Source organism: Neorhizobium galegae, from assembly GCF_021391675.1.
In the GTDB taxonomy this organism is placed as follows: domain Bacteria; phylum Pseudomonadota; class Alphaproteobacteria; order Rhizobiales; family Rhizobiaceae; genus Neorhizobium; species Neorhizobium galegae_B.
The window spans coordinates 1,184,854-1,203,314 of the sequence record NZ_CP090095.1 but is presented as its reverse complement, the minus strand read 5'-3'; the positions used below and the strand labels follow the sequence as shown (position 1 = coordinate 1,203,314).

Sequence of the window (18,461 nt, the reverse complement as noted above, 5' to 3'; positions counted from 1 at the left end):
GCATCACGGGGACCTCTGGACATATGGCGATCATGAGCGCGCGCAACGGCAGCAAGCCGAAAAGACATCCGATCGGCCTCGCCGCGCAGCCCCGAGGGGAAACGGCGTTGCGTCCCGAGGATATCGAATCGACCGAGAACCTGACGCTCGGACGCGAGGCTCTCGATGTTGCGATGGCTTGGGCGGTGATCGGCATTTTCGCGATCGTGTTCTTCGCGCTGGTCCACTACATGTCGCTGATCCTGATCCCGGTCACGCTCGCCGTCGTCGTCGGACTGATCCTCGGGCTCGTCGCGGATCGGCTGAGCAGGGCCGGCGTGCCGCGCTTCGGCATCGCCCTCATCCTGTCGACACTCGTCTTCGCGGTCCTGTTCCTGATCGCCAATTCGCTCGCCGAACCGGTCGCGACGCTGCTGCAGGAAGGCCCGAGTTTCATCGAGCGGACCATCAACCGCATCAGGCCCTTCCTCGAAAGCCAGCATTGGATCAACGTCTCGCCTGCGACCTTCGAGACGGGGCCGATGTCGATGCAGTCGCTGATCGAAAATTCCGGCAATATTCTCGGCATCGTCACCGCTAACCTGACGCCGGCGATCATCCAGGGGATGATCTTCTTTGCCGCTCTCCTGCTGTTTCTCTACGGCCGGGTGCGGTTGCGGCGCACCATCATCCTCGCCTTTCCGACACGCCGGCAGAGGCTGATGGCAATCCGGGTGCTCAACTCGATCGACGAGGTACTCGGCTATTATTTCGCGACGGCCAGCCTGCTCTATCTGGGGCTTGGGTTGGTGATGACGCTGATTGCCTATTTCGGTGGGCTTTCCATGCCGGTGCTCTGGGGCCTGTTCGCCTTCGTCTCGAGTTTCATCCCCTTCCTCGGCATCACGCTGATGACGATCTCGGTGGCGATTGCCGGCATTCTCACCCATGACGCCCTGCTGCTCGGCCTCATTCCAGCGATCATCTTCTTCACGGTTCACCTTGCCATGGAGAACCTGATCTTCCCGGCGATCATGGGCCGGCAATGGGAGATCAATCCCTTCATCGTCTTCATCGCCATCCTGTTCTGGACCTGGATGTGGGGCGCGGTCGGCGCCATGCTGGCGCTACCGATCTCGCTGATCATGATGACCGTGCTGAACGAACTCTTCCCCGACAAGAAGACCGTGCCGAACCTGCCGGGATGACCTCAATCGTAGAGGTAATACTTTTCCCACTCTTCGCGCGGGACTTTCGAACCGATCTTGTAGTCGAAGGACATCACTTCCAGACCCTTGTCGCCGGTCTCGCACTTGTATTTGAGCCGGTACCAGTCGCCGGCGCTGCGGAAAACAGCGCCCGGTGCGCGGATGGCGTTGCCGGCCTCGATCGGATCGCCAAACGTGTAGGCAATCACCTTGTCCGGTTTGAACTCGCCCTTGTTGTCCTGTTTGATGCGATCCATCGCCTCGATATCGCAGCGCTGCTCACGCCGCTCATCCGGAGCGAGCGCGTCGAGTTGCCGGACGATTCGGGCATCCAGCGCATGGGCCGGCAGGGCGGAAAGAAGGGCCAGCGCGGCGAGTGACCAGGTTTTTATCATGTCATTTCCTATCCAATATGACTCGGACGGGCGGAAACTATGAGACGGTTACGCAATTGACCACCTACCAGAACGGGAAATAGGATGATGTGATTGAGGGGTGAACAATGACCAAACTACCCTACCCGGTTCTCGTCTCGCCGCTCCTTCCAGAAGATGGCGGCGGTTTCCTGGCGACCGTTCCCGGTCTTCCGGGCTGCATGAGCGACGGCGAGACGCCGCAGGAAGCCATTTCCAATGTGGGTGACGCGATAGCAAGCTGGATCGAAACTGCGCAAGACATGGGACGCGACGTTCCGCCGCCCTCGACCACACTCGGTTAAGCCTCATCATGAGCGAAGAAATCCGGCTGTCTTCTGATGCGAGGAAGGAACAGATCAAACTGCGCGCGACATTCCTGAACAATATCGGGATCGGCGTCATCCTGGTCGGCGTGTTCACGCCGGTAACGCGCGTTACTCTCGAACTGCCAGCCGCAAACCTCGATATCCCTTGGATTGCTTTCTGGATGGTCATTTGCTTTGCAATCGGGCTCACCTTACATTTGCTCGCAACACAATTGCTAAAAGGACTGGATAGATGAGCGCGGGTGATGTCTTCCTTCTTTTTTCTCCCCTTGCCGGCGTGCTGCTTATAGGGGTCTTCGTCTACTGGCAGAACGAGCGTGACGCCACTCTGCATCGTAAGAAGAAGTAAGCGCGCCACCCTTCCCCGCTTGCCTAGCGCCTAAGCGCCCCCTATCTCTGGCACTCCTCGCATCACAACCGGAGTGCTTCCTTGGCCACCTCCCGCCCATCGCCTTTCGCCAATCTTCCCGCCGCACCTGTTGCGTCCAGGAAGCCGGTCTCCGACACCCGCCACGGCATTACCCGCACGGACGACTATGCCTGGTTCCGGGCCGACAACTGGCAGGCGATGTTCAAGGATCCGTCGCTCCTCGATCCGGAAATCCGCAAACATCTGGAGGCCGAGAACGCCTATATGGAAGCGGCCATGGGCGACACGGCCGAGCTGCAGAAAAAGCTGTTTGCCGAAATGCGCGGCCGCATCAAGGAAGACGACAGCTCCGTGCCGATGAAGGACGGGCCGTTCGCCTACGGCACGCTGTTCGTAACCGGCGGCGAACAGCCGCACTATTTTCGTACCCCGCGTGACGGCGGCGAAAAACGCCTCCTGCTCGACGGCGACAAGGAAGCGGTGGGCAAGGATTATTTCCGCCTTTCGGGCATCGACCACACGACAGACCATTCCCGCGGCATCTGGGGTTACGACGACAAGGGTTCGGAATATTTCACCCTGCGCATCCGCGATCTTGCGACCGGCGCGGATCTGGCCGACGTGGTCGAGAATACCGGCGGCGGCGGGGTCTGGGCGCCTGACGGCCGGAGCTTCTTCTATACGCTGCAGGACGAGAACCACCGGCCCTCGAAAGTCTTCCACCACGTCGTCGGCCAGCCGCAATCGGAAGACCGGCTGGTCTACGAGGAAGAGGATCCGGGCTTCTTCATGGGCGTCGGCGGCTCGCTGCTCGACGACTTCATCTATATCGACATCCACGACCACGAGACGTCGGAATACCGGCTGCTGTCGACCAAGGACCTGACCGCCGAGCCGGCACTGGTTGCCGAACGCGAGGAAGGCATCGAATATTCGATGACCGAAGGCGGCGACGTCTTCTACATCCTCACCAATGACGGCGATGCCAAGGACTTCAAAATCATGCAGACGCCGGTGACGGCGCCGGGCAAAGAAAACTGGACCGAGGTCGTGCCGCACGAGCCCGGCCGGCTGATCATCAGCCACATGGCGTTCGCCCGTTATCTGCTGTGGCTGCAGCGCAAGGACGGGCTGCCGCAGATCATCATCCGCGACCGGCAGACCGGCGAGGAACATGCAATCGCGTTTGCCGAAGAGGCCTATTCGCTCGGCCTGCAGGGTGCCGCCGAATACGATAGCGACGTCATCCGCTTCTCCTATTCGTCGATGACGACGCCGAGCCAGCTTTACGACTACGACATGACGACCCGCGAGCGGGTGCTCCTGAAGACCCAGGAAGTGCCGTCGGGCCACAATCCGGACGACTACGTCACCCGCCGGGTGATGGCGCCGGCGCATGACGGCGAACTGGTGCCGGTCTCGCTTCTCTACCGGAAAGATACGCCGCTCGACGGTTCGGCGCCCTGCCTGCTTTACGGCTACGGCGCCTACGGCATTACCATTCCCGCCGGGTTCTCGACCAACAACCTGTCGCTCGCCGATCGCGGCTTCGTTTATGCCATCGCCCATATCCGCGGCGGCAAGGACAAGGGGTTTGCCTGGTACGAAAACGGCAAGATGGAATTCAAGGAAAACACCTTCAAGGACTTCATCGCCGCCGCCGACCACCTGGTGAGCCAAGGCTTCACCTCCTACGAGAACATCATCGCCGAGGGAGGTTCGGCGGGCGGCATGCTGATGGGCGGCATCGCCAACATGGCGCCGGAAAAATTCGCCGGCATCATCGCTGCCGTACCCTTCGTCGATGTCTTGAACACCATGCTCGACGACACGCTGCCGCTCACTCCGCCGGAATGGCCGGAATGGGGCAACCCGATCGAAAGCCTCGAAGAATACCAGTGGATCGCCGCCTACTCGCCCTACGACAATGTCGAGGCGAAACCCTATCCGCCGATCCTTGCCATTTCCGGCCTGACCGACCCGCGCGTCACCTATTGGGAACCGACCAAGTGGGTCGCCAAGGTGCGCGAATTCTCGACCGGCACCGCGCCGATCCTCTTGAAGACCAACATGGCGGCCGGCCATGGCGGCAAGTCGGGACGCTTCCAACGGCTGGAGGAGATCGCGTTCGAATATGCGTTTGCGATCAAGGTGGCTGGGAAGATGTGAGGGCCTGCCAAGGAGGGTGTGCCGTCCTTTAAAGCACGCCCGGCAACACCGGAACATAAGATGGGCTGGCCTTTGGGAGATAAGGAATGACAGTCTACGTGGCACTGCTTCGCGCAGTGAACGTCGCCGGCACGGCGCTCCAGATGACTGAACTGAAGTCCATCTGCGAAGGGCTCGGGTTCACCGACGTGAAAACCTACATCCAGAGCGGCAATGTGCTGTTCCGGTCCGACGAGGCGGAGGCCAAGGTTGCCGGTAAGCTGGACGACGTTCTCGGACAGAAATTCGGCAAGAAGCCGGGCGTGATGGTGCGCTCGACTGGGGAACTGGAGGCGATCGTCGAAAACGCGCCCTTCCCCGAGGCCAAGCCGAATTTTCTGCTCGTGCATTTCCTGCCCGAAAAGGCCCCGAAGGATGCGCTCGACAAAATGGTGGCGCCGGATGGCGAAGAGGCAGTCGTCGCCGGGCGCGAGATCTATGTCCACTATCCGATCGGCTCGGGCAAATCGAAGCTGAAGCTGCCGGCGCTGAAAACGGGCACGTCGCGCAATCTCAACACCGTGCGCAAGCTCGCCGAAATGGCTCGCGTCCTGGAAGGCTGAGCGGCCGATGGCGGGTATCATCATTCCGATCGTCTGCTATGCCGTGATCATCTCTATATTGGGCGTGGCCGGCTGGTCCGTCTGGCGACAGCGCAAGGCCAGGCAGCCTACCTGGCCGCCCTACCCTTTGATCAATGCGACCGAGGAAGAGATGGACCGGCGGCGGGCGGAGGTGCGCGACAGGCTTTCGCACAAGGCGCTCGGGGCCGAGCGGATGCGCCTTGTGTGGGAAAAGCTGCAGCAGGCCAAGATCGGCGAAGGGCTGATCCACGAATTCCACCGCGACTTCTGCGGCCACGGCCTGATCCGCGCGCAAGCCGGCGTCATTCTCTGCGACATCCAGGACGGCTTTCATCCGGGACCGGCCATCGCCACCTGGGCAAGCGAGGAGGCGTTCGTCGCCTTCTTCTCCCGCCAGAGCGATTTTACCCTCAGCGGCTGGGACCCCGCCGAACCGGTCTTCTACACGCAAGACACGTGGTATCGGCAGAACCAGCGGCTCACACAGGCGATATTCGACGCGTTTCTCGGCAATCGGAACGGATAAGGAACGCACCGAACACCCTTGCATTGGCCTATTTTTGTCAAGCCCCTGCCGTCAATCCGAAGCCTCGGACGCAAGCCTCGCGCAAGCTTCGTGCGTTAACTATTTGTTAACCATTCTGAACACGGGCGTTTCGCCATGAAGATCGATAGCGGCCTCAACGGCTATTATTATCCCAACCGGGCACAAGAGATGGACCGGAAAGTCGAAGAAGCGCCCCAGCGCGAAGCTGTCGCTGCCCAGCGTTCTCCGAGCGCCTTGACGGGAAGCAGCACGCTGCTGTCGTCTTCGCTTGCCAACGCGCTGTGGGTCATGGAAATCGACGATGCTGGCTCTGCAAACGTCGACATGCAGGTCCGAGGCGTTCGGAAGGACTGGGTTGAAGGCCGCTACCAGGAATTCGCCGAATTCTGATAAGTCCGACTACGCCGTTCCAGCCGGCGTGACTTCCACCGTCACATGCGACAGATCCCGGATACCCCGGAGCTTATCCTTGTAGAAGGACGGCGCCTGGGGTTTTGGCGTGACCAGCGCGACGATCGCCGCATGGTGCCCCGGCCCCACCTGCCAGACGTGCAGGTCCGAAATCCTGTCCTCCTCCGTTTCGACGCTCCGGCGGATTTTGCCCGCCAGTTCCTCGTCATCCGGCTGCGCGTCCAGAAGCACCGTCGCAGTCACGCGGATCAGTCCCCAGGACCAGCGGGCGATCACCAGGCCGCCGACCACGCCCATGGCCGGATCCAGCCAGGCCCAGCCATAGGACCGGCCGAGAATGAGCGCGACAATCGCCAGGACCGAGGTCAGCGCATCGGCGAGGACATGCAGGTAGGCGGCGCGCAGATTGTGGTCCTTGGCAGCAGCCCCATGCGCATGGGCGCCGTGATGACCGTGGTGCCCGTGATGATGGCCACCGTCATGGGCATGACTGCCGTGATCGGCATGGCCGCCACCATGAGAATGGTGGTGATCCTCCCGGAGCAGCCAGGCGCTGAGCAGATTGACGGCCAGACCCACTGCCGCAACGAGAATCGCCTGATCGAAATCGATCGCCACCGGGTTGGCGAGGCGGACAAAACTCTCCCAGGCGATCAGCAGCGCGATCAGGGCGAGCACGATGGCGCTGGCGAAGCCGGCGAGATCGCCGAGCTTGCCGGTGCCGAACGTGTAGCGCGGATTGCGAGCCTGGCGGCGGGCATAGAGATAGGCAAGTGCAGCAATCAGCATTGCGCCTGCATGAGTGGACATGTGCCAGCCGTCGGCGGTCAGCGCCATCGAGCCGAAGATCGAGCCGGCGACGATTTCCGCCACCATCATCGTCGCCGTCAGCGCGATTACCAGCCAGACCTTGCGTTCGTTGCGCTCATGGTCGGCGCCCAGAAACACGTGCTCGTGCTTCAGTTCCTCGATGGAATGGGGCATGGCCTTCTCCTTCATCTCGATCAGCGGATATAGGTGCGGAGCGCCTCGGCGAATTCGTCGACCGCCTGCGCTCTCTGTTTCTCGTCATCGGCATGAAGGACATGCTCGCGCAGATGATCCTCCATGACTTCACCGGTGAGCCCGGAAAGCGCGCCACGGATCGAGGCGAGCAATTGCAGCACCTCGCCGCAGGGCGCCTCGGCTTCCAACGCCCGCTCGACCGCCTCCATCTGCCCCTTCAGCCGTCGCACCCGCGCCAGAAGCTTTGCCTTTTCTCGAATGGTATGCGCCACGAGCATCTCCATGTAATATAGGGGGGTACCCTATATTCCTATGCGCGGCCTACACAAGTCAAAATCCGAAAGCTCCGTGCAGGTTTCGGAACCTAAGCCGCTGGTGGTCTCACACGAGGAGAGTCGCGATGACGACGATTGGCAGCACCAACCCATATTACGCATCTCTTTATGGTATCCTTGGCAAGAACGGCGGCGACAAGAATGCTTCGGGCGGCAACGACTACGCGGCGCCGCGGCAATCCGTATCGGGCGGCATGACCGGCAGCGATACGGTGTTCGGCGCAAAGCTGGCAGAAAGCCTCTGGACGATGGAAAGCCAGGGCGTCGAGGTCGATCAGGACGCCGGCGACACCTGGCTCGGCGAGGCCCCCTCGACCAGATACGAGGACGAGTTCATGGATCTCGCCAAGAAGACCTTCGCCGAGCGCATCCGCGAACAGTATCTCGAGGACAAGAATCTTACCGAAGACGATCTCAAGACCATGTCGGCGGAAGACCGCGAGGCGATCGAGGCGGATATCCGCAAGGCGATCCTCGAAGCGATGGGCGTCAACGGCCAGAAACAGGAAGCGGCGATGGACATGGGCGGCAACCCGGCGGCCCTGGCACAGGGCAACGCGCAGAAACAGCATCTGCAGGACGGTACCAAGGACGATCCGCTGTTCTCCCTGTAAGGGTCCTGCGAGTCCAGGAAGCCATCGCGCGGCTGCGGCCCTGTCAATCAGGACCGCAGCCGTTTGCATGAGGGGCGATAGCCGACATTTTGCCGGTGATCATCGTGGACAGTTCCTCGTCCGCATGCCGCTCGTGCCCCCGCTGCGTCCGCGACCGCCGCAGCATTTCCATCGCCAGGACCAGCCACATGCCGGCGACCGTGGCGACCAGAGCCCAGAAAAGCCGGCCCATATCTCGCAAGACCCCATCGACCCTGGCGTGGCAATGGCTGCAGCATCCGTTCATGGCGTCACCTTCCTTTGTTTCCTCCGGCCGGCTTGTCTTCGCACCGGTAACTGACTAGATAATTCCTCTAGTGACTAGAGCTACAAGAGGAATTTTCGACCATGCTGTCGATCGGCGATCTTTCCAAGCGCACCGGCGTCAAGGTGCCGACCATCCGCTACTACGAGCAGATGGGCCTTATCGAAGCGGCCGAGCGTTCGGAGGGCAACCAGCGGCGTTATGAGCGGCACGACCTCGAGCGGCTCGCTTTCATCCGCCATGCCCGCGACCTCGGCCTCGATATCCCGGCGATCCGCGAACTGATCGCGCTCAGCCAGCACCCGGACCAGCCTTGCGTCAACGCCGACAGGATCGCCGCCGATCATCTGATCGCCGTTCGTGAAAAGATCGAAAAACTGAAGAAGCTGGAACACGAACTCGAACGGATCATCTCACACTGCGACGGCCATTCGATCGAGGATTGTTATGTGATCCGGGCGCTGTCGGATCACGGGCTGTGCGAGGGGGAGCATTGAGGGCGTCTGACGGCTTGCCTCAGGCGGCGGCCTCGATATCGAACTCCAGGTGGATGCGATCATAGGGGAAGACGATGCCGCCGCCCTCGGCCTTGTCGATCACGCCGCTGACAAGCAACATGTCCACATCGCTGTGCACACCCTTGAAATCCCGGTCGACCCTGCGGGCGACCTCTCGAATGCTCAAAGGCCCCTGCCCCGTCATCGCCTGCACGATTTCGAGCCGTTTCGGCGCCAGAACACGATGAAGCATCTCCCAGGAAGGGAAGGACAATACACTCGTCGCGGGCCTGTGCTCACCGACTTTGGATGCCTTGAAGGCTTCAGAAACCGACGCCATGGACTGTTCGAGCGTTTCGATCTTCACCTTAAGCGTTGTCACGCAGCCATCCTCTCACGTCGGCAGTGAAATCGGCCAGAAGCTGGTCGATATCTTTGAAAAAATAGGCCGTCTCCAGCGTACCGAAATGCCTGTGATCGCCTTTTCCGGCTTGGTTGTCATATCGCAACACGCACTCGCCTCCGGCCACCAGCGCCATGCTGTACTTGAATTCATGAGCACTTCCGCGTAGCGAAGCCGGCACATGCCAGACCACGACTTCAACGAACACGCCTTCCCGCAGATAGCTACGCGTCCTCTGAACCAGTGTCGCTTTCGCCATCGGCGGCCCCGTGATGTCTGATGTAATATACCCCATCACGAGCAATCGGCAAGGAGGAAGGCGCCGCTCGGAACCGAGCATTGAACGGGCGAGGTGAATATGCAAACAAAGGGCATGCAGATGACGGAAAATGCGTTAACCGATCCCACCCTCTTCCCCGTCCTCGCCCCATACCAGACCGGCTTCCTCGACAGGCCCGACGGCAACCGGATATTCTTTGCCCTTTCCGGCAATCCGGCCGGCAAGCCGGTGCTGTTGCTGCATGGCGGGCCGGGGTCCGGCATGTCGGACAGCGCCCGGCGGCATTTCGATCCTGCGGTGTGGCGCATCGTCCAGTTCGACCAGCGCGGCTGCGGCAAAAGCACGCCGAATGCCGGCGATTTCGGCAACAAACTTGCTGATAATACGACGCAGCACCTGATCGGCGATATCGAGGCTTTGCGGCAGCGACTTGGCGTGGAAAGCTGGCTGGTATTCGGCTCCTCTTGGGGCGCTACGCTGGCGCTTGTCTATGCCCAGGCCTTTCCCGGCCAGGTTCGGGCGATCATCCTTGCCGGCGTCACCACGACGCGCTGGGCCGAAATCGACTGGCTTTATAACGGCCTGTCGATCTTCCTGCCGGAGGCCTTCGAAAATTTCGTCGCCGCCATTCCGGAGCCCTTGCGCGACCGCCATCCCGTCTCCGCCTATCATGCGCTGCTCAACGATACCGACCTGGCTGTGCGCCACAAGGCCGCCTTCGACTGGCATCATTGGGAGGCCGGCTCGATCTCCGCGGAACCGCAGGCCGGGCTGCCGCTCCGCTGGCAGGATCCGGCTTTCGTGCTCGCCCGGGCGCGGCTCTGCGTCCATTATTTCGAGAACCGTGCCTGGCTGGAGGATAGCCAGCTTTTGCGCCAAGCCCACAAGCTTGCCGGGATACCGGGCGTGCTGATCCAGGGCCGGTTCGACCTGCAGGGGCCGCCGGCGACCGCATTTGCCCTCGCAAAAGCCTGGCCGGGAAGCGAGCCGGTGATGATCGAAAATGCCGGTCATTCAACCGGTGACCGGGGCATGGCGGAGGCGATCGTGGCGGCGGCCAACGGTTTCGCGGATGGTGCTTGACAAGATTTGAGATCGGGAGCATCTAGGCGCCATGATCAACGCGCGCACAACCATCGCCTGCTCGTATTTTTGGGCCTTCCTTTAAAGGGCGGCTCGACAGATCACCATGTCAACAAGCCGCCGTCAGGCGGCTTTGTTGTTTCAAACGGCACCTGACGGCGAGAAGACCGAAAAAGGATGCCGGAAATGACTGAAGATACCGATATTACCCTGCCCCGCCCGTCGGTCGTGACGATCCGCAGCGCGAAATCGCGCGACCTGCCGGAACTCAACGAGATGATCGCGCTGCTTGCCGCGCATCACAACGATCCCGCCGGCATCACCCCTGAAAAGCTCGAGCGCGACCTGTTCGGCGAGATGCCGTGGATCAGCGCGCTTGTCGCCGATACCGGCTCGGATCTGATCGGCTACGCCATTCTCGTACCGGTCTACCGGGCGCAGGAAGGCACGCGCGGCATGGACCTGCACCATCTCTTCGTGCGCGACGGCCATCGCGGCCACGGCATCGGCCAGCACCTGGTATCGCGCGCCCGCGAGATCGCCAGGAGCGCCGGCTGCGGCTATCTTTCGGTCAGCGCCGCCACCGGCAATTTCGCCGCCCACCGCTTCTATGAACAGATGGATTTCAAGCCGCGCCCGGTCACCGGCATGCGCTATACGCAGGCGCTTGCTTGATAGCCGCGGCCGAGGCCTATCCGGCGGCCTTGGCCAGGATTTCGAGGTAATCGTCGACCGCCTCGTGGAAGGCGGTCTCGGCTTCGGCGAGAGTATTCGCATGGAAGCCGATAAGATCTGCAATGCCAGCGATATGGCCGACGAAGATTTCGTCTTCGGCATCGAATTCGATGACCGCGGATTGGCCCTTGTATTCCCGTAGGTTCATGGCTCGCCCCCCAGATCCACCTAGCGCGACGGCACGGCCTTCAAATAAGCCGCGATTGCCTCAAGATCGCTTTTCGGCAGATGCGCGATATTCTGCTGCACCTCGACCATCGAGCCACCGACCGTGTCGAAATCCGGGGTGAAACCGGTTTCGAGATAACCGGCAATGTCACTCTCGCTCCACGAGCCGATATCCTTCGAGCCCGGCGTGATGTTGGGGATGGTGCCCTTGCCTTCCGGGTTCGGGCCGCCCGCAAGCCAGCGGTCGGTGAGAAAACCGCCCGTCGCGTCACGCGGCGTGTGGCATTCGCCGCAATGGCCGGGGCCTTCGACCAGGAACTGGCCGCGCTTGACCTTGTCGTCGGCGGAGGCAAGCTCCACCCGCGGCTGGTCGCTGAAATAGAGGAATTTCCAGCCGCCGACCGCCAGCCGGATATTAAAGGGGAACGGCAGCTCGTGCGGCGGCGCGACATTGGTGCTCGCCGGCAGGGTCTTCAGGTAACCGAAGAGATCGTTGATGTCCTTGGCCGAGAGCCGCGAATAGGAGCCGTAGGGGAAGGACGGGAAGAGGTGCTCGCCGTCCGGCCCGACCCCGCGGGTGGTGGCATTGCCGAACTGCGCCAAGGTCCAGTTGCCGATGCCGGCGTTCGGATCGGGCGAGATGTTGGGAATATGGAAGGTGCCGAACGGGCTCGGCAGCGCCCTGCCGCCGGACAGAACCTTCAGGGCATCGCCGGTGGCGCCGGTCGCGGCATGACAGCTCGAACAGCCGCCGGCCCAGAAGAGCTGCTCGCCCTTGGCAAGATCCGGCGCGCCGAGGCCCGCCCAATGGGAATCGGGATGGGGATCGGGCTTGGTCAGCGCCCAGGCCGTGGCAGCACCCGCGGCGATCACCACGACGCCCGCCGCCAGGATTTTGGACCATATCGATGCCATCGCCTTCCTCCTCCGGCGTCACCCTGCAATGCAAGGACGGCCGCAGCAAGCTGCAGCCGTCCTCAGATCCTAAAACCGGACCGCACTCACTTCAGGCGGAAGTTCTGATGGCAGGTATTGCAGTTGCCACCGAGCGTCTGCAGGGCCTTGCCGACGGCGGCCTGGTCTGCCGGCATCGAAGCCAGAATAGTCTCCGCGTCGGATCCGAGCTTCTGGGCGTTCGCCCGGAATTCGGCGTTCTTTTCCCAGATGGCCGGTGCGGCCTTGGTCTTGTCGCCGGTCTCGGAGCCTGCCGGGAACTGATCCGGGAAGGCCTTGATATTGGTGCTGATCGTGGTCAGCGCCGTGCGGACCACAGCCTGGTCATAGGGCTTTTCGCCCTTGGCGATGCCGCCGAGGGCGCCGGCTGCGCCGCCGATACCCTTCATCAGCGCCTGGCGCTTGGCAATCGGGGTTTCCTGCGCGGTTACGGCCGTAAAGCCAAGACAGAGTACGGTCGCGGCGGCGGCAATCAGTTTAAACTTCATCCATTCCTCTCCTCATCGAGCCGGTCACGCCGGCGCAGTTTTGCGAGGATCATGATTGCCGGCTTATGCGTTTGAAAAAAGTAACGTTTCTGTCATGACGCCGCGAGCGCTCCGCCTGTTGCCGGGCAGGCACGGAATGTGAAGGAGATATGTCTCACCGAGACTGCTCGACCCGTCCTTCAGGCCGTCAGCCCCTCCCGGAGCGTCAGCATGGAAACGGCAAGCAGCAGCAGGCCGGCGATCCGCCCGACCCAGATCGTCGCGCTGCCGTTGCCGACCAGGAATTGTCGCGCGTGGCCGGCGGCGGCGGCGAGGCCGCCATAGATCGCGAACTGGGTCGCGGCCGTCATCGCCGCCATGATTGTCGCCTGCGGGGCAAGCGGCCCGAAATCCGGCCGCAGGAACTGCGGATAGACGGCAAGCATGAACAGATAGGCCTTGGGATTGATGAGGCAGGTCACCGCGCCGCGCCGGAACGCTTCCCAGTTCGACCGCGTGTCCGCCGGGCCGACATGATCGACGGTGATCGAACTGCGGATCAGGCTGACGCCGATCCAGGCCATGTAGAGCGCGCCGGCGATCAGCAGCGGCTTGAACAGAACCGGCATCAGGCTTGCGAGCAGCCCGACGCCGACCGCGCCATAAAGCGAGTGCACCAGCCCGCCGGCAATGATGCCGGCGGTGGCGGCAAGCCCCGCAGTGCGCCCCCGGGTCAGCGAATTGGCGAGCACGAAGATCATGTCCATGCCCGGCACAACGATGATGCCGAAGAGGAGGGTGAAGAAGAGCCAGAGATTTTCGGTGTAAGTCATGTCAGTTTCCTGAGCCTCGCATAATCGGCTTCGAGTGCCGAAGCCTTGTTTTTCAACCGGATATGCGGTCCTATACGGCAGCCCAACTGACAGCGTGTTGTCAGTAGGGATGGTTTGGGCCCAAGGAAAACCGGCATGCGCAAGGCCTCGCGCCTGTTCGAGATCATCCAGATCCTCCGGCTCGCCAGGAAGCCGGTGACGGCCGCGGAAATCGCCGTGCAGCTGGAAGTGACGGTGCGTTCGATCTACCGCGATATCGCGGCGCTTCAGGCGATGCGGGTGCCGATCGAGGGCGGGCGGGGCATCGGCTATATCCTGCGCCCCGGCTTCACGTTGCCGCCGCTGATGCTGTCGATCGAGGAGACGGAGGCGATCGTGCTCGCCCTGGCGCTGCTGGAACGGACCGGGGATACGGAGCTGCGGCAGGCGGCCAAGCAGGTCAACCGCAAGATCGCCGCCGTGGTGCCGGCGCCGCTTGCCGGCACGTTTTCCGCCAATGCGCTGCATGCCTGGGGCTCGGTGGCACCGGTGCCGGACGCGCTGGACCTTGCCATGGTGCGCCGGGCGATCCGCGACGAACAGAAGCTGGCGCTCGACTATCGCGACGAACAGGCCCGCGCCACGGAACGGACGATCCGGCCGGTGGCGCTGATCTATTATTCGCAGACAGCCAATATCGTCGCCTGGTGCGAGCTCAGGCAGGCGATCCGCAATTTCCGCGCCGACCGGGTGGAGCATTGCGAACTGGCGGATGGCTTCTTTCGCGGCGAAGGCGAAAAGCTGCGGTCGCTCTGGGTTCAGGGCTGGACCAGCCCGCCGATGTGACCGGCCGAGACAAGAAGCCTCCGCCTGACAGCCCGCGGCTTTGTCCCTATGGTGCGCGCGCATCGTCAGGAATCAACAGGGCATGGGAGTGGGTGAATGCGCAAGGCAATCATCATCTGGGGCGGATTGAAGATCCATGAGCCGGAGCAATGCGCAGGGATTACCGGCGATATCCTTCGCGAGGACGGGTTTTCGGTCGAGATTACGGACGATCTCGGCATCTTCGGCTCCCAGACCATCGCCGCTGCCGACCTGCTGGTGCCGATCATTACCGGCGAAAAGCTGGAGAAGGTGCATGCCAATGCGCTTGTCGAGGCGGTGCGTGGCGGGCTCGGGCTTGGCGGCCACCACGGGTCGCTTGCGACCTCCTTCAAGGAGAGTGCTGCCTTCCGTTATCTCGCCGGTGTCACCTGGGTGGCGCATCCCGGCAACATCATCGACTACCGCGTCAACGTCACTCGCCCCGACGACCCGGTGATGCGGGGTATTGCGGATTTCGACTACCGGTCGGAGCAGTATTACCTGCATTACGACCCCTCGGTCGAAATCCTCGCGACGACCACCTTTTCAGGCGAATATGACGAGGCGGTGCGCAATGTGACGATGCCCGTCGTCTTCAAGCGCCATTTTGGCAAGGGACGGATCTTCTATTCGGCGCTCGGCCATGTGGCGGCCGAATTCGGGCATCCGCATATGCGCAGCATCCTGCGGCGCGGGCTTTCCTGGGCCGCGCGCGGCTGAGCCTCTCCGGCCTTAAAGAGCGAGAGTGCGGCTTTCCTCACGGCCGTGGCCGACGATCTCGATGCGGTCGGCGAAGATCTCGACGACGGCAAAGGTGTTCTCCGCCTGCGTATCGACCATGCCCTTGAAGTTGACGTACCAGGTGTTTTCGGTACGGCCGAGATTGCCGACGTGGTTGTGGCCGTTCAGATAGGCGATCACATTGCCGGAGCGGGCGAACAGATCGGTCAGCCGCTCGCAACCCCAGAGATTGTGCTCGTTTTCGGGGTAGAGCGGATAGTGGCCCATGACCACGACCTTCTCGTCCGCTACCGTGGCACGCTCCAGCACCGCCTCCAGCCAGCCGAACTGCTCGTCGCCGATGCCGCCGTTCCATTCCTTGGCGTTGACCGCGCCCTCGGCCAGCAATGTTTCCAGCCGCTGCTGCGCCAAAGTGTGGCGCGGATGGCCTTCCGGGGTGGAAAACAGGCTGATCTCGTTGCCGTCGATCACCACGAAGCGAAAGCCGCCGCGGGCGAAATCGTGCCAGGCGGCCGGCATGCCGAGCCGTTTGTGGACATCGCCGAGCTGCGCCGGCGCGACGAAGAAATCGTGATTGCCCGGCATCAGAAAGCTTTCGTGGCGCAGGTCTTGATAGACGGCAAGCACCGGATCGTAGCTCTCCCAGCCGCGGTCGATGAGATCGCCGAGCGTCACCACGAAGGAGAGATCCTCGCCGTTCAGCACGCCGATCGCCTGGCGCAGCTTGTCGAGGCTGTTGGCGTAATAACGGTCCATCTCCAGCCATGGCGGCAGGTCGGCATATTGCGGATCGGCGATCACGCCGAAGCGGAGAAGAGGCTTTTCGTGGGGCATTTCGCGGAGGTAGTCGGTGGTTGTGACAGGCGTGTGACATGGCCGGAGCGGCGGCAGCGGTATATTGCGAAGATAATGCGCTGTTTCGCAATAACGCATCAATCTCGGTCGGAGATCCAAGGCGCTGCAGTAATTGCAACAAAATCATGCTTTTGTGACATCACATGGTATCCGTCGGCAGCATGCCTAAAAACGTGGAATGGGATCTATTGGCCACTTTCTTTCGCACCCTCTGGGCGCTGTTCTGGCGCTCCATGCTCGTCCTGAACATCAACGCCGCTGTCACCTATGGCCTGGCCCATCTGGCGCATGCGGTGCCCGAACCGTCGGATCTTGCCGTCAAGGCGCGGCTTTCGCTGACCTTCGTGCCAGCCGCCATTCTCTTCCTGCTGCTTGCCCTGAACCGGGGGATGGCGGGAACCCTGCTCATCGAGGCAGGATCGCCGCTTTCCGGCGGTCAATGGCGGCGAGCTTACCGGGCGCTTTCCGGCGGCGCGGCTTTCATCGTGATCATCGGGATCATCACCGCCCCTATCCTGCCGACAGACCTCTGGCTGGCGATGCGGTCGCTCCTGCCGATGCCGCTGTTCGTCATCCTCTGGCTCGCGCTCGCCGGCGGGTTTGCAAGGTCGCCGGATAAAACGCGGAGGGCCTGAAGCAGACGCCCATTCAAGCAATCACCGTTCCCTGATGAAAGACGATCTTCCAGCCGGTTGCAGTTCTCCTCCAGAACGTGGAGCGCCGGCTGAGGCGGTCGGGCTCCTCCAGAACATACGACAGATGATAGAGATCGTCGGCGAGGCGGCTGATGGTGAAATCCCGGCAGGGCCAGTCGTGAGGCTCCGGCTCGCGGTACCGTTCGAGAAGGTTGGCGATGACGAATTCGCGTCGGTAGACTTTGCCGCTGGCGCCGATTTCCCAGAAGGCTTCATCGGTCATGGCTTCCAGCGCCTCGCGGCTGGTGCCGAATTCGCGACGATGGAAGATCGGCTCGCAGGCCGCGAGCTCTGCCATGACCATCTCTATCGGTTGCTCGTTCATAACCTGCTTCCCTTCTGCCTTCCGTCCCGATGACCGAGTTCAAAAACAAAAACACCCGGCGCCTTGCGACACCGGGTGGGATCCTCGGGTTAAACCCGAGGATGACGGCGGTTGGCCGGATTACTTCGTGGCGGCTTCGTAGCGCTCGAGGACGTAGTCCCAGTTGATCAGGCTGTCGACGAAGGCTTCGAGGTATTTCGGGCGCGCGTTGCGGTAGTCGATGTAATAGGAATGTTCCCACACGTCGACGCCGAGGATCGGCTCCGCACCGTGAACCAGCGGGTTCTCGCCGTTCGGGGTCTTGGAGATGACGAGCTTGCCGTCCTTCACAGAAACCCAGGCCCAGCCGGAGCCGAACTGGGTCGTGCCGGCGGCGATCAGGTCGGCCTTGAACTTGTCGTAGCCGCCGAGATCGGAGGCGACTGCTGCTTCGAGCTTGCCCGGCAGCTTGGTGCCGCCGCCGCCCTTCTTCATCCACTTCCAGAAGTGGACGTGGTTGTAGTGCTGGGCGGCGTTGTTGAAGAGGCCCTGGTTGGTGCCGAAGGACTTCTTGACGACTTCCTCGAGCGACAGATCGGCCATGCCGGCTTCGGCAGCGAGCTTGTTGCCGTTATCGACATAAGCCTTGTGGTGCTTGTCGTGGTGGAATTCGAGCGTCTCTTTCGACATGAAGGGCGAAAGAGCTTCGTAGTCGTAGGGGAGTTCGGGAAGTTCGAAGGCCATTGGTCTACTCCTTGTTCGATAGCTACCTGGGTTCGGCAGATACCTGGGTATAGCGTCGTGCGGGAACATAGGAGCGGAGGGGCCAAGAGGCAACGGTGAACTTGCCAAAAATCAAGCCGATCGGGTGAAGAACTTGCTGAAATTTCCGGATACAAGAAACGGGCCAGATCACGATTCGGAGCCGTTCGATGAAGACCACTTTTGCTCTCGCAGCAGCCCTCCTCACATCCAGCGTCCCTGCCGCGCACGCCTCCTCGGACGACGCATGGTCCGGTTTCCAGTCCGAGGTCGCCAAGGCCTGCGTGACCGCCGCCAAGGGGCTGATCGAGAACGGCAAGGCTCTCGTCGATCCCTTCGGCAGCCAGAGCTACGGGCTTGCCGTCGTCTCCGGCAAAGCGGTGGGCGCCAAGGTGACGATCAGCACCCTCTGCGCCTTCGACAAGAAAACCCGCAAGGCCGAGATCGGCGGAGAAATCTCCGCCGACAAGCTGACGGTGAAGGCGGGGAAATAGTTCGCGGCCATGTCCGTCCGCCTTCTCCGCCGGCATC

The 18,461-nt window shown here is 62.0% G+C and carries 28 protein-coding genes; 15 read left to right on the top strand and 13 right to left on the bottom strand.

Features of this window, described 5'->3' with window-relative positions:
* The first annotated feature begins 32 nt into the window (after positions 1-32).
* Complete coding sequence (locus tag LZK81_RS05945) at positions 33-1,187, top strand: AI-2E family transporter (RefSeq protein WP_370649297.1); 1,155 nt, start codon at positions 33-35, stop codon at positions 1,185-1,187.
* Between the two features lie 2 nt (positions 1,188-1,189).
* Here the strand turns inward: LZK81_RS05945 and LZK81_RS05940 are convergent, their stop codons facing one another.
* Positions 1,190-1,582, bottom strand: coding sequence for a DUF930 domain-containing protein (locus LZK81_RS05940; RefSeq protein WP_046607215.1), 393 nt, complete (start codon positions 1,580-1,582; stop codon positions 1,190-1,192).
* A gap of 107 nt (positions 1,583-1,689) precedes the next feature.
* Here LZK81_RS05940 and LZK81_RS05935 point away from each other — a divergent pair, with 107 nt between their 5' ends.
* The 6 genes from LZK81_RS05935 to LZK81_RS05910 all read left to right on the top strand — a co-directional run bounded on the left by LZK81_RS05935 (position 1,690) and on the right by LZK81_RS05910 (position 6,028).
* Positions 1,690-1,905: a type II toxin-antitoxin system HicB family antitoxin gene (locus LZK81_RS05935; protein ID WP_046607214.1), complete on the top strand. Its 216-nt coding sequence runs from the start codon at positions 1,690-1,692 to the stop codon at positions 1,903-1,905.
* 8 nt (positions 1,906-1,913) lie between these two features.
* Positions 1,914-2,165: a hypothetical protein gene (locus LZK81_RS05930; RefSeq protein WP_046607213.1), complete on the top strand. Its 252-nt coding sequence runs from the start codon at positions 1,914-1,916 to the stop codon at positions 2,163-2,165.
* Between the two features lie 194 nt (positions 2,166-2,359).
* Positions 2,360-4,468, top strand: coding sequence for a S9 family peptidase (locus LZK81_RS05925; protein WP_233955492.1), 2,109 nt, complete (start codon positions 2,360-2,362; stop codon positions 4,466-4,468).
* An 86-nt stretch (positions 4,469-4,554) separates the two neighbouring features.
* Positions 4,555-5,070, top strand: a complete 516-nt coding sequence (locus LZK81_RS05920; RefSeq protein ID WP_233955491.1) for a DUF1697 domain-containing protein — start codon at positions 4,555-4,557, stop codon at positions 5,068-5,070.
* A 7-nt stretch (positions 5,071-5,077) separates the two neighbouring features.
* Positions 5,078-5,617 (top strand): hypothetical protein, encoded by a 540-nt coding sequence (locus LZK81_RS05915; RefSeq protein WP_233955489.1) that lies wholly within the window; start codon positions 5,078-5,080, stop codon positions 5,615-5,617.
* 135 nt (positions 5,618-5,752) lie between these two features.
* A complete protein-coding gene (locus LZK81_RS05910; RefSeq protein ID WP_046607209.1) occupies positions 5,753-6,028 on the top strand; it encodes a hypothetical protein in 276 nt (91 codons plus the stop codon).
* Between the two features lie 9 nt (positions 6,029-6,037).
* On the opposite strand, the gene dmeF is transcribed toward LZK81_RS05910, so the two are convergent.
* Entirely contained in the window at positions 6,038-7,033 is a 996-nt protein-coding gene (gene dmeF / locus LZK81_RS05905) for a CDF family Co(II)/Ni(II) efflux transporter DmeF (RefSeq protein WP_233955488.1), read from the bottom strand.
* A gap of 20 nt (positions 7,034-7,053) precedes the next feature.
* Positions 7,054-7,332 (bottom strand): Ni(II)/Co(II)-sensing transcriptional repressor DmeR, encoded by a 279-nt coding sequence (dmeR, locus tag LZK81_RS05900; RefSeq protein WP_305037942.1) that lies wholly within the window; start codon positions 7,330-7,332, stop codon positions 7,054-7,056.
* A gap of 122 nt (positions 7,333-7,454) precedes the next feature.
* On the opposite strand from dmeR, the gene LZK81_RS05895 reads away from it, so the two are divergent.
* Positions 7,455-8,003: a hypothetical protein gene (locus LZK81_RS05895; protein WP_233955487.1), complete on the top strand. Its 549-nt coding sequence runs from the start codon at positions 7,455-7,457 to the stop codon at positions 8,001-8,003.
* 43 nt (positions 8,004-8,046) lie between these two features.
* Here the strand turns inward: LZK81_RS05895 and LZK81_RS05890 are convergent, their stop codons facing one another.
* A complete protein-coding gene (locus tag LZK81_RS05890; RefSeq protein WP_233955486.1) occupies positions 8,047-8,289 on the bottom strand; it encodes a hypothetical protein in 243 nt (80 codons plus the stop codon).
* Positions 8,290-8,390: 101 nt separating this feature from the next.
* On the opposite strand from LZK81_RS05890, the gene LZK81_RS05885 reads away from it, so the two are divergent.
* Positions 8,391-8,804 (top strand): MerR family transcriptional regulator, encoded by a 414-nt coding sequence (locus LZK81_RS05885; RefSeq protein WP_046607205.1) that lies wholly within the window; start codon positions 8,391-8,393, stop codon positions 8,802-8,804.
* A 19-nt stretch (positions 8,805-8,823) separates the two neighbouring features.
* Here LZK81_RS05885 and LZK81_RS05880 read toward each other — a convergent pair whose 3' ends face one another.
* Complete coding sequence (locus tag LZK81_RS05880; RefSeq protein WP_046607204.1) at positions 8,824-9,186, bottom strand: hypothetical protein; 363 nt, start codon at positions 9,184-9,186, stop codon at positions 8,824-8,826.
* Entirely contained in the window at positions 9,173-9,466 is a 294-nt protein-coding gene (locus tag LZK81_RS05875; protein WP_233955485.1) for a toxin-antitoxin system TumE family protein, read from the bottom strand. The genes LZK81_RS05880 and LZK81_RS05875 overlap by 14 nt, the downstream gene beginning before the upstream one ends.
* Before the next feature lie 120 nt (positions 9,467-9,586).
* Here LZK81_RS05875 and pip point away from each other — a divergent pair, with 120 nt between their 5' ends.
* Both pip and LZK81_RS05865 read left to right on the top strand, forming a co-directional pair.
* Positions 9,587-10,570, top strand: a complete 984-nt coding sequence (gene pip / locus LZK81_RS05870; RefSeq protein ID WP_233955484.1) for a prolyl aminopeptidase — start codon at positions 9,587-9,589, stop codon at positions 10,568-10,570.
* Between the two features lie 186 nt (positions 10,571-10,756).
* Positions 10,757-11,245 (top strand): N-acetyltransferase family protein, encoded by a 489-nt coding sequence (locus LZK81_RS05865; RefSeq protein ID WP_418936475.1) that lies wholly within the window; start codon positions 10,757-10,759, stop codon positions 11,243-11,245.
* A 16-nt stretch (positions 11,246-11,261) separates the two neighbouring features.
* On the opposite strand, the gene LZK81_RS05860 is transcribed toward LZK81_RS05865, so the two are convergent.
* The 4 genes from LZK81_RS05860 to LZK81_RS05845 all read right to left on the bottom strand — a co-directional run bounded on the left by LZK81_RS05860 (position 11,262) and on the right by LZK81_RS05845 (position 13,727).
* Entirely contained in the window at positions 11,262-11,453 is a 192-nt protein-coding gene (locus tag LZK81_RS05860; RefSeq protein WP_052756869.1) for a hypothetical protein, read from the bottom strand.
* Between the two features lie 20 nt (positions 11,454-11,473).
* Positions 11,474-12,388 (bottom strand): cytochrome c, encoded by a 915-nt coding sequence (locus tag LZK81_RS05855; RefSeq protein WP_233955482.1) that lies wholly within the window; start codon positions 12,386-12,388, stop codon positions 11,474-11,476.
* A gap of 86 nt (positions 12,389-12,474) precedes the next feature.
* On the bottom strand, positions 12,475-12,915 hold the full coding sequence (locus LZK81_RS05850) for a c-type cytochrome (RefSeq protein WP_233955481.1): 441 nt from the start codon (positions 12,913-12,915) through the stop codon (positions 12,475-12,477).
* Positions 12,916-13,094: 179 nt separating this feature from the next.
* Positions 13,095-13,727 carry a LysE family translocator gene (locus tag LZK81_RS05845; RefSeq protein ID WP_233955480.1) on the bottom strand — a complete coding sequence of 211 codons (633 nt, stop codon included), beginning with the start codon at positions 13,725-13,727 and terminating at the stop codon, positions 13,095-13,097.
* 135 nt (positions 13,728-13,862) lie between these two features.
* Here LZK81_RS05845 and LZK81_RS05840 point away from each other — a divergent pair, with 135 nt between their 5' ends.
* Entirely contained in the window at positions 13,863-14,552 is a 690-nt protein-coding gene (locus LZK81_RS05840) for a helix-turn-helix transcriptional regulator (protein WP_233955479.1), read from the top strand.
* Positions 14,553-14,648: 96 nt separating this feature from the next.
* A complete protein-coding gene (locus tag LZK81_RS05835; RefSeq protein ID WP_233955478.1) occupies positions 14,649-15,293 on the top strand; it encodes a ThuA domain-containing protein in 645 nt (214 codons plus the stop codon).
* Between the two features lie 12 nt (positions 15,294-15,305).
* Here LZK81_RS05835 and LZK81_RS05830 read toward each other — a convergent pair whose 3' ends face one another.
* Entirely contained in the window at positions 15,306-16,148 is an 843-nt protein-coding gene (locus LZK81_RS05830) for a metallophosphoesterase (RefSeq protein WP_233955477.1), read from the bottom strand.
* Positions 16,149-16,357: 209 nt separating this feature from the next.
* On the opposite strand from LZK81_RS05830, the gene LZK81_RS05825 reads away from it, so the two are divergent.
* The gene (locus LZK81_RS05825; protein ID WP_233955476.1) at positions 16,358-16,804 is read left to right on the top strand and encodes a hypothetical protein; all 447 of its coding nucleotides are present in this window, start codon (positions 16,358-16,360) and stop codon (positions 16,802-16,804) included.
* 13 nt (positions 16,805-16,817) lie between these two features.
* Here the strand turns inward: LZK81_RS05825 and LZK81_RS05820 are convergent, their stop codons facing one another.
* Positions 16,818-17,189 carry a DUF4440 domain-containing protein gene (locus tag LZK81_RS05820; protein ID WP_233955475.1) on the bottom strand — a complete coding sequence of 124 codons (372 nt, stop codon included), beginning with the start codon at positions 17,187-17,189 and terminating at the stop codon, positions 16,818-16,820.
* 120 nt (positions 17,190-17,309) lie between these two features.
* On the bottom strand, positions 17,310-17,912 hold the full coding sequence (locus LZK81_RS05815; protein WP_046607192.1) for a superoxide dismutase: 603 nt from the start codon (positions 17,910-17,912) through the stop codon (positions 17,310-17,312).
* Positions 17,913-18,100: 188 nt separating this feature from the next.
* Here LZK81_RS05815 and LZK81_RS05810 point away from each other — a divergent pair, with 188 nt between their 5' ends.
* Entirely contained in the window at positions 18,101-18,424 is a 324-nt protein-coding gene (locus LZK81_RS05810; RefSeq protein ID WP_233955474.1) for a hypothetical protein, read from the top strand.
* Positions 18,425-18,461 lie beyond the last annotated feature (37 nt).

Coding starts and splice junctions, on each gene's coding strand:
- LZK81_RS05945 (WP_370649297.1), top strand. CDS start 33: ATGAGCGCGCGCAACGGCAGCAAGCCGAAAAGACATCCGATCGGCCTC.
- LZK81_RS05940 (WP_046607215.1), bottom strand. CDS start 1,582: ATGATAAAAACCTGGTCACTCGCCGCGCTGGCCCTTCTTTCCGCCCTG.
- LZK81_RS05935 (WP_046607214.1), top strand. CDS start 1,690: ATGACCAAACTACCCTACCCGGTTCTCGTCTCGCCGCTCCTTCCAGAA.
- LZK81_RS05930 (WP_046607213.1), top strand. CDS start 1,914: ATGAGCGAAGAAATCCGGCTGTCTTCTGATGCGAGGAAGGAACAGATC.
- LZK81_RS05920 (WP_233955491.1), top strand. CDS start 4,555: ATGACAGTCTACGTGGCACTGCTTCGCGCAGTGAACGTCGCCGGCACG.
- LZK81_RS05915 (WP_233955489.1), top strand. CDS start 5,078: ATGGCGGGTATCATCATTCCGATCGTCTGCTATGCCGTGATCATCTCT.
- LZK81_RS05910 (WP_046607209.1), top strand. CDS start 5,753: ATGAAGATCGATAGCGGCCTCAACGGCTATTATTATCCCAACCGGGCA.
- dmeF (WP_233955488.1), bottom strand. CDS start 7,033: ATGCCCCATTCCATCGAGGAACTGAAGCACGAGCACGTGTTTCTGGGC.
- dmeR (WP_305037942.1), bottom strand. CDS start 7,332: ATGCTCGTGGCGCATACCATTCGAGAAAAGGCAAAGCTTCTGGCGCGG.
- LZK81_RS05895 (WP_233955487.1), top strand. CDS start 7,455: ATGACGACGATTGGCAGCACCAACCCATATTACGCATCTCTTTATGGT.
- LZK81_RS05890 (WP_233955486.1), bottom strand. CDS start 8,289: ATGAACGGATGCTGCAGCCATTGCCACGCCAGGGTCGATGGGGTCTTG.
- LZK81_RS05885 (WP_046607205.1), top strand. CDS start 8,391: ATGCTGTCGATCGGCGATCTTTCCAAGCGCACCGGCGTCAAGGTGCCG.
- LZK81_RS05875 (WP_233955485.1), bottom strand. CDS start 9,466: ATGGCGAAAGCGACACTGGTTCAGAGGACGCGTAGCTATCTGCGGGAA.
- pip (WP_233955484.1), top strand. CDS start 9,587: ATGACGGAAAATGCGTTAACCGATCCCACCCTCTTCCCCGTCCTCGCC.
- LZK81_RS05865 (WP_418936475.1), top strand. CDS start 10,757: ATGACTGAAGATACCGATATTACCCTGCCCCGCCCGTCGGTCGTGACG.
- LZK81_RS05860 (WP_052756869.1), bottom strand. CDS start 11,453: ATGAACCTACGGGAATACAAGGGCCAATCCGCGGTCATCGAATTCGAT.
- LZK81_RS05855 (WP_233955482.1), bottom strand. CDS start 12,388: ATGGCATCGATATGGTCCAAAATCCTGGCGGCGGGCGTCGTGGTGATC.
- LZK81_RS05850 (WP_233955481.1), bottom strand. CDS start 12,915: ATGAAGTTTAAACTGATTGCCGCCGCCGCGACCGTACTCTGTCTTGGC.
- LZK81_RS05845 (WP_233955480.1), bottom strand. CDS start 13,727: ATGACTTACACCGAAAATCTCTGGCTCTTCTTCACCCTCCTCTTCGGC.
- LZK81_RS05840 (WP_233955479.1), top strand. CDS start 13,863: ATGCGCAAGGCCTCGCGCCTGTTCGAGATCATCCAGATCCTCCGGCTC.
- LZK81_RS05835 (WP_233955478.1), top strand. CDS start 14,649: ATGCGCAAGGCAATCATCATCTGGGGCGGATTGAAGATCCATGAGCCG.
- LZK81_RS05830 (WP_233955477.1), bottom strand. CDS start 16,148: ATGCCCCACGAAAAGCCTCTTCTCCGCTTCGGCGTGATCGCCGATCCG.
- LZK81_RS05820 (WP_233955475.1), bottom strand. CDS start 17,189: ATGAACGAGCAACCGATAGAGATGGTCATGGCAGAGCTCGCGGCCTGC.
- LZK81_RS05815 (WP_046607192.1), bottom strand. CDS start 17,912: ATGGCCTTCGAACTTCCCGAACTCCCCTACGACTACGAAGCTCTTTCG.
- LZK81_RS05810 (WP_233955474.1), top strand. CDS start 18,101: ATGAAGACCACTTTTGCTCTCGCAGCAGCCCTCCTCACATCCAGCGTC.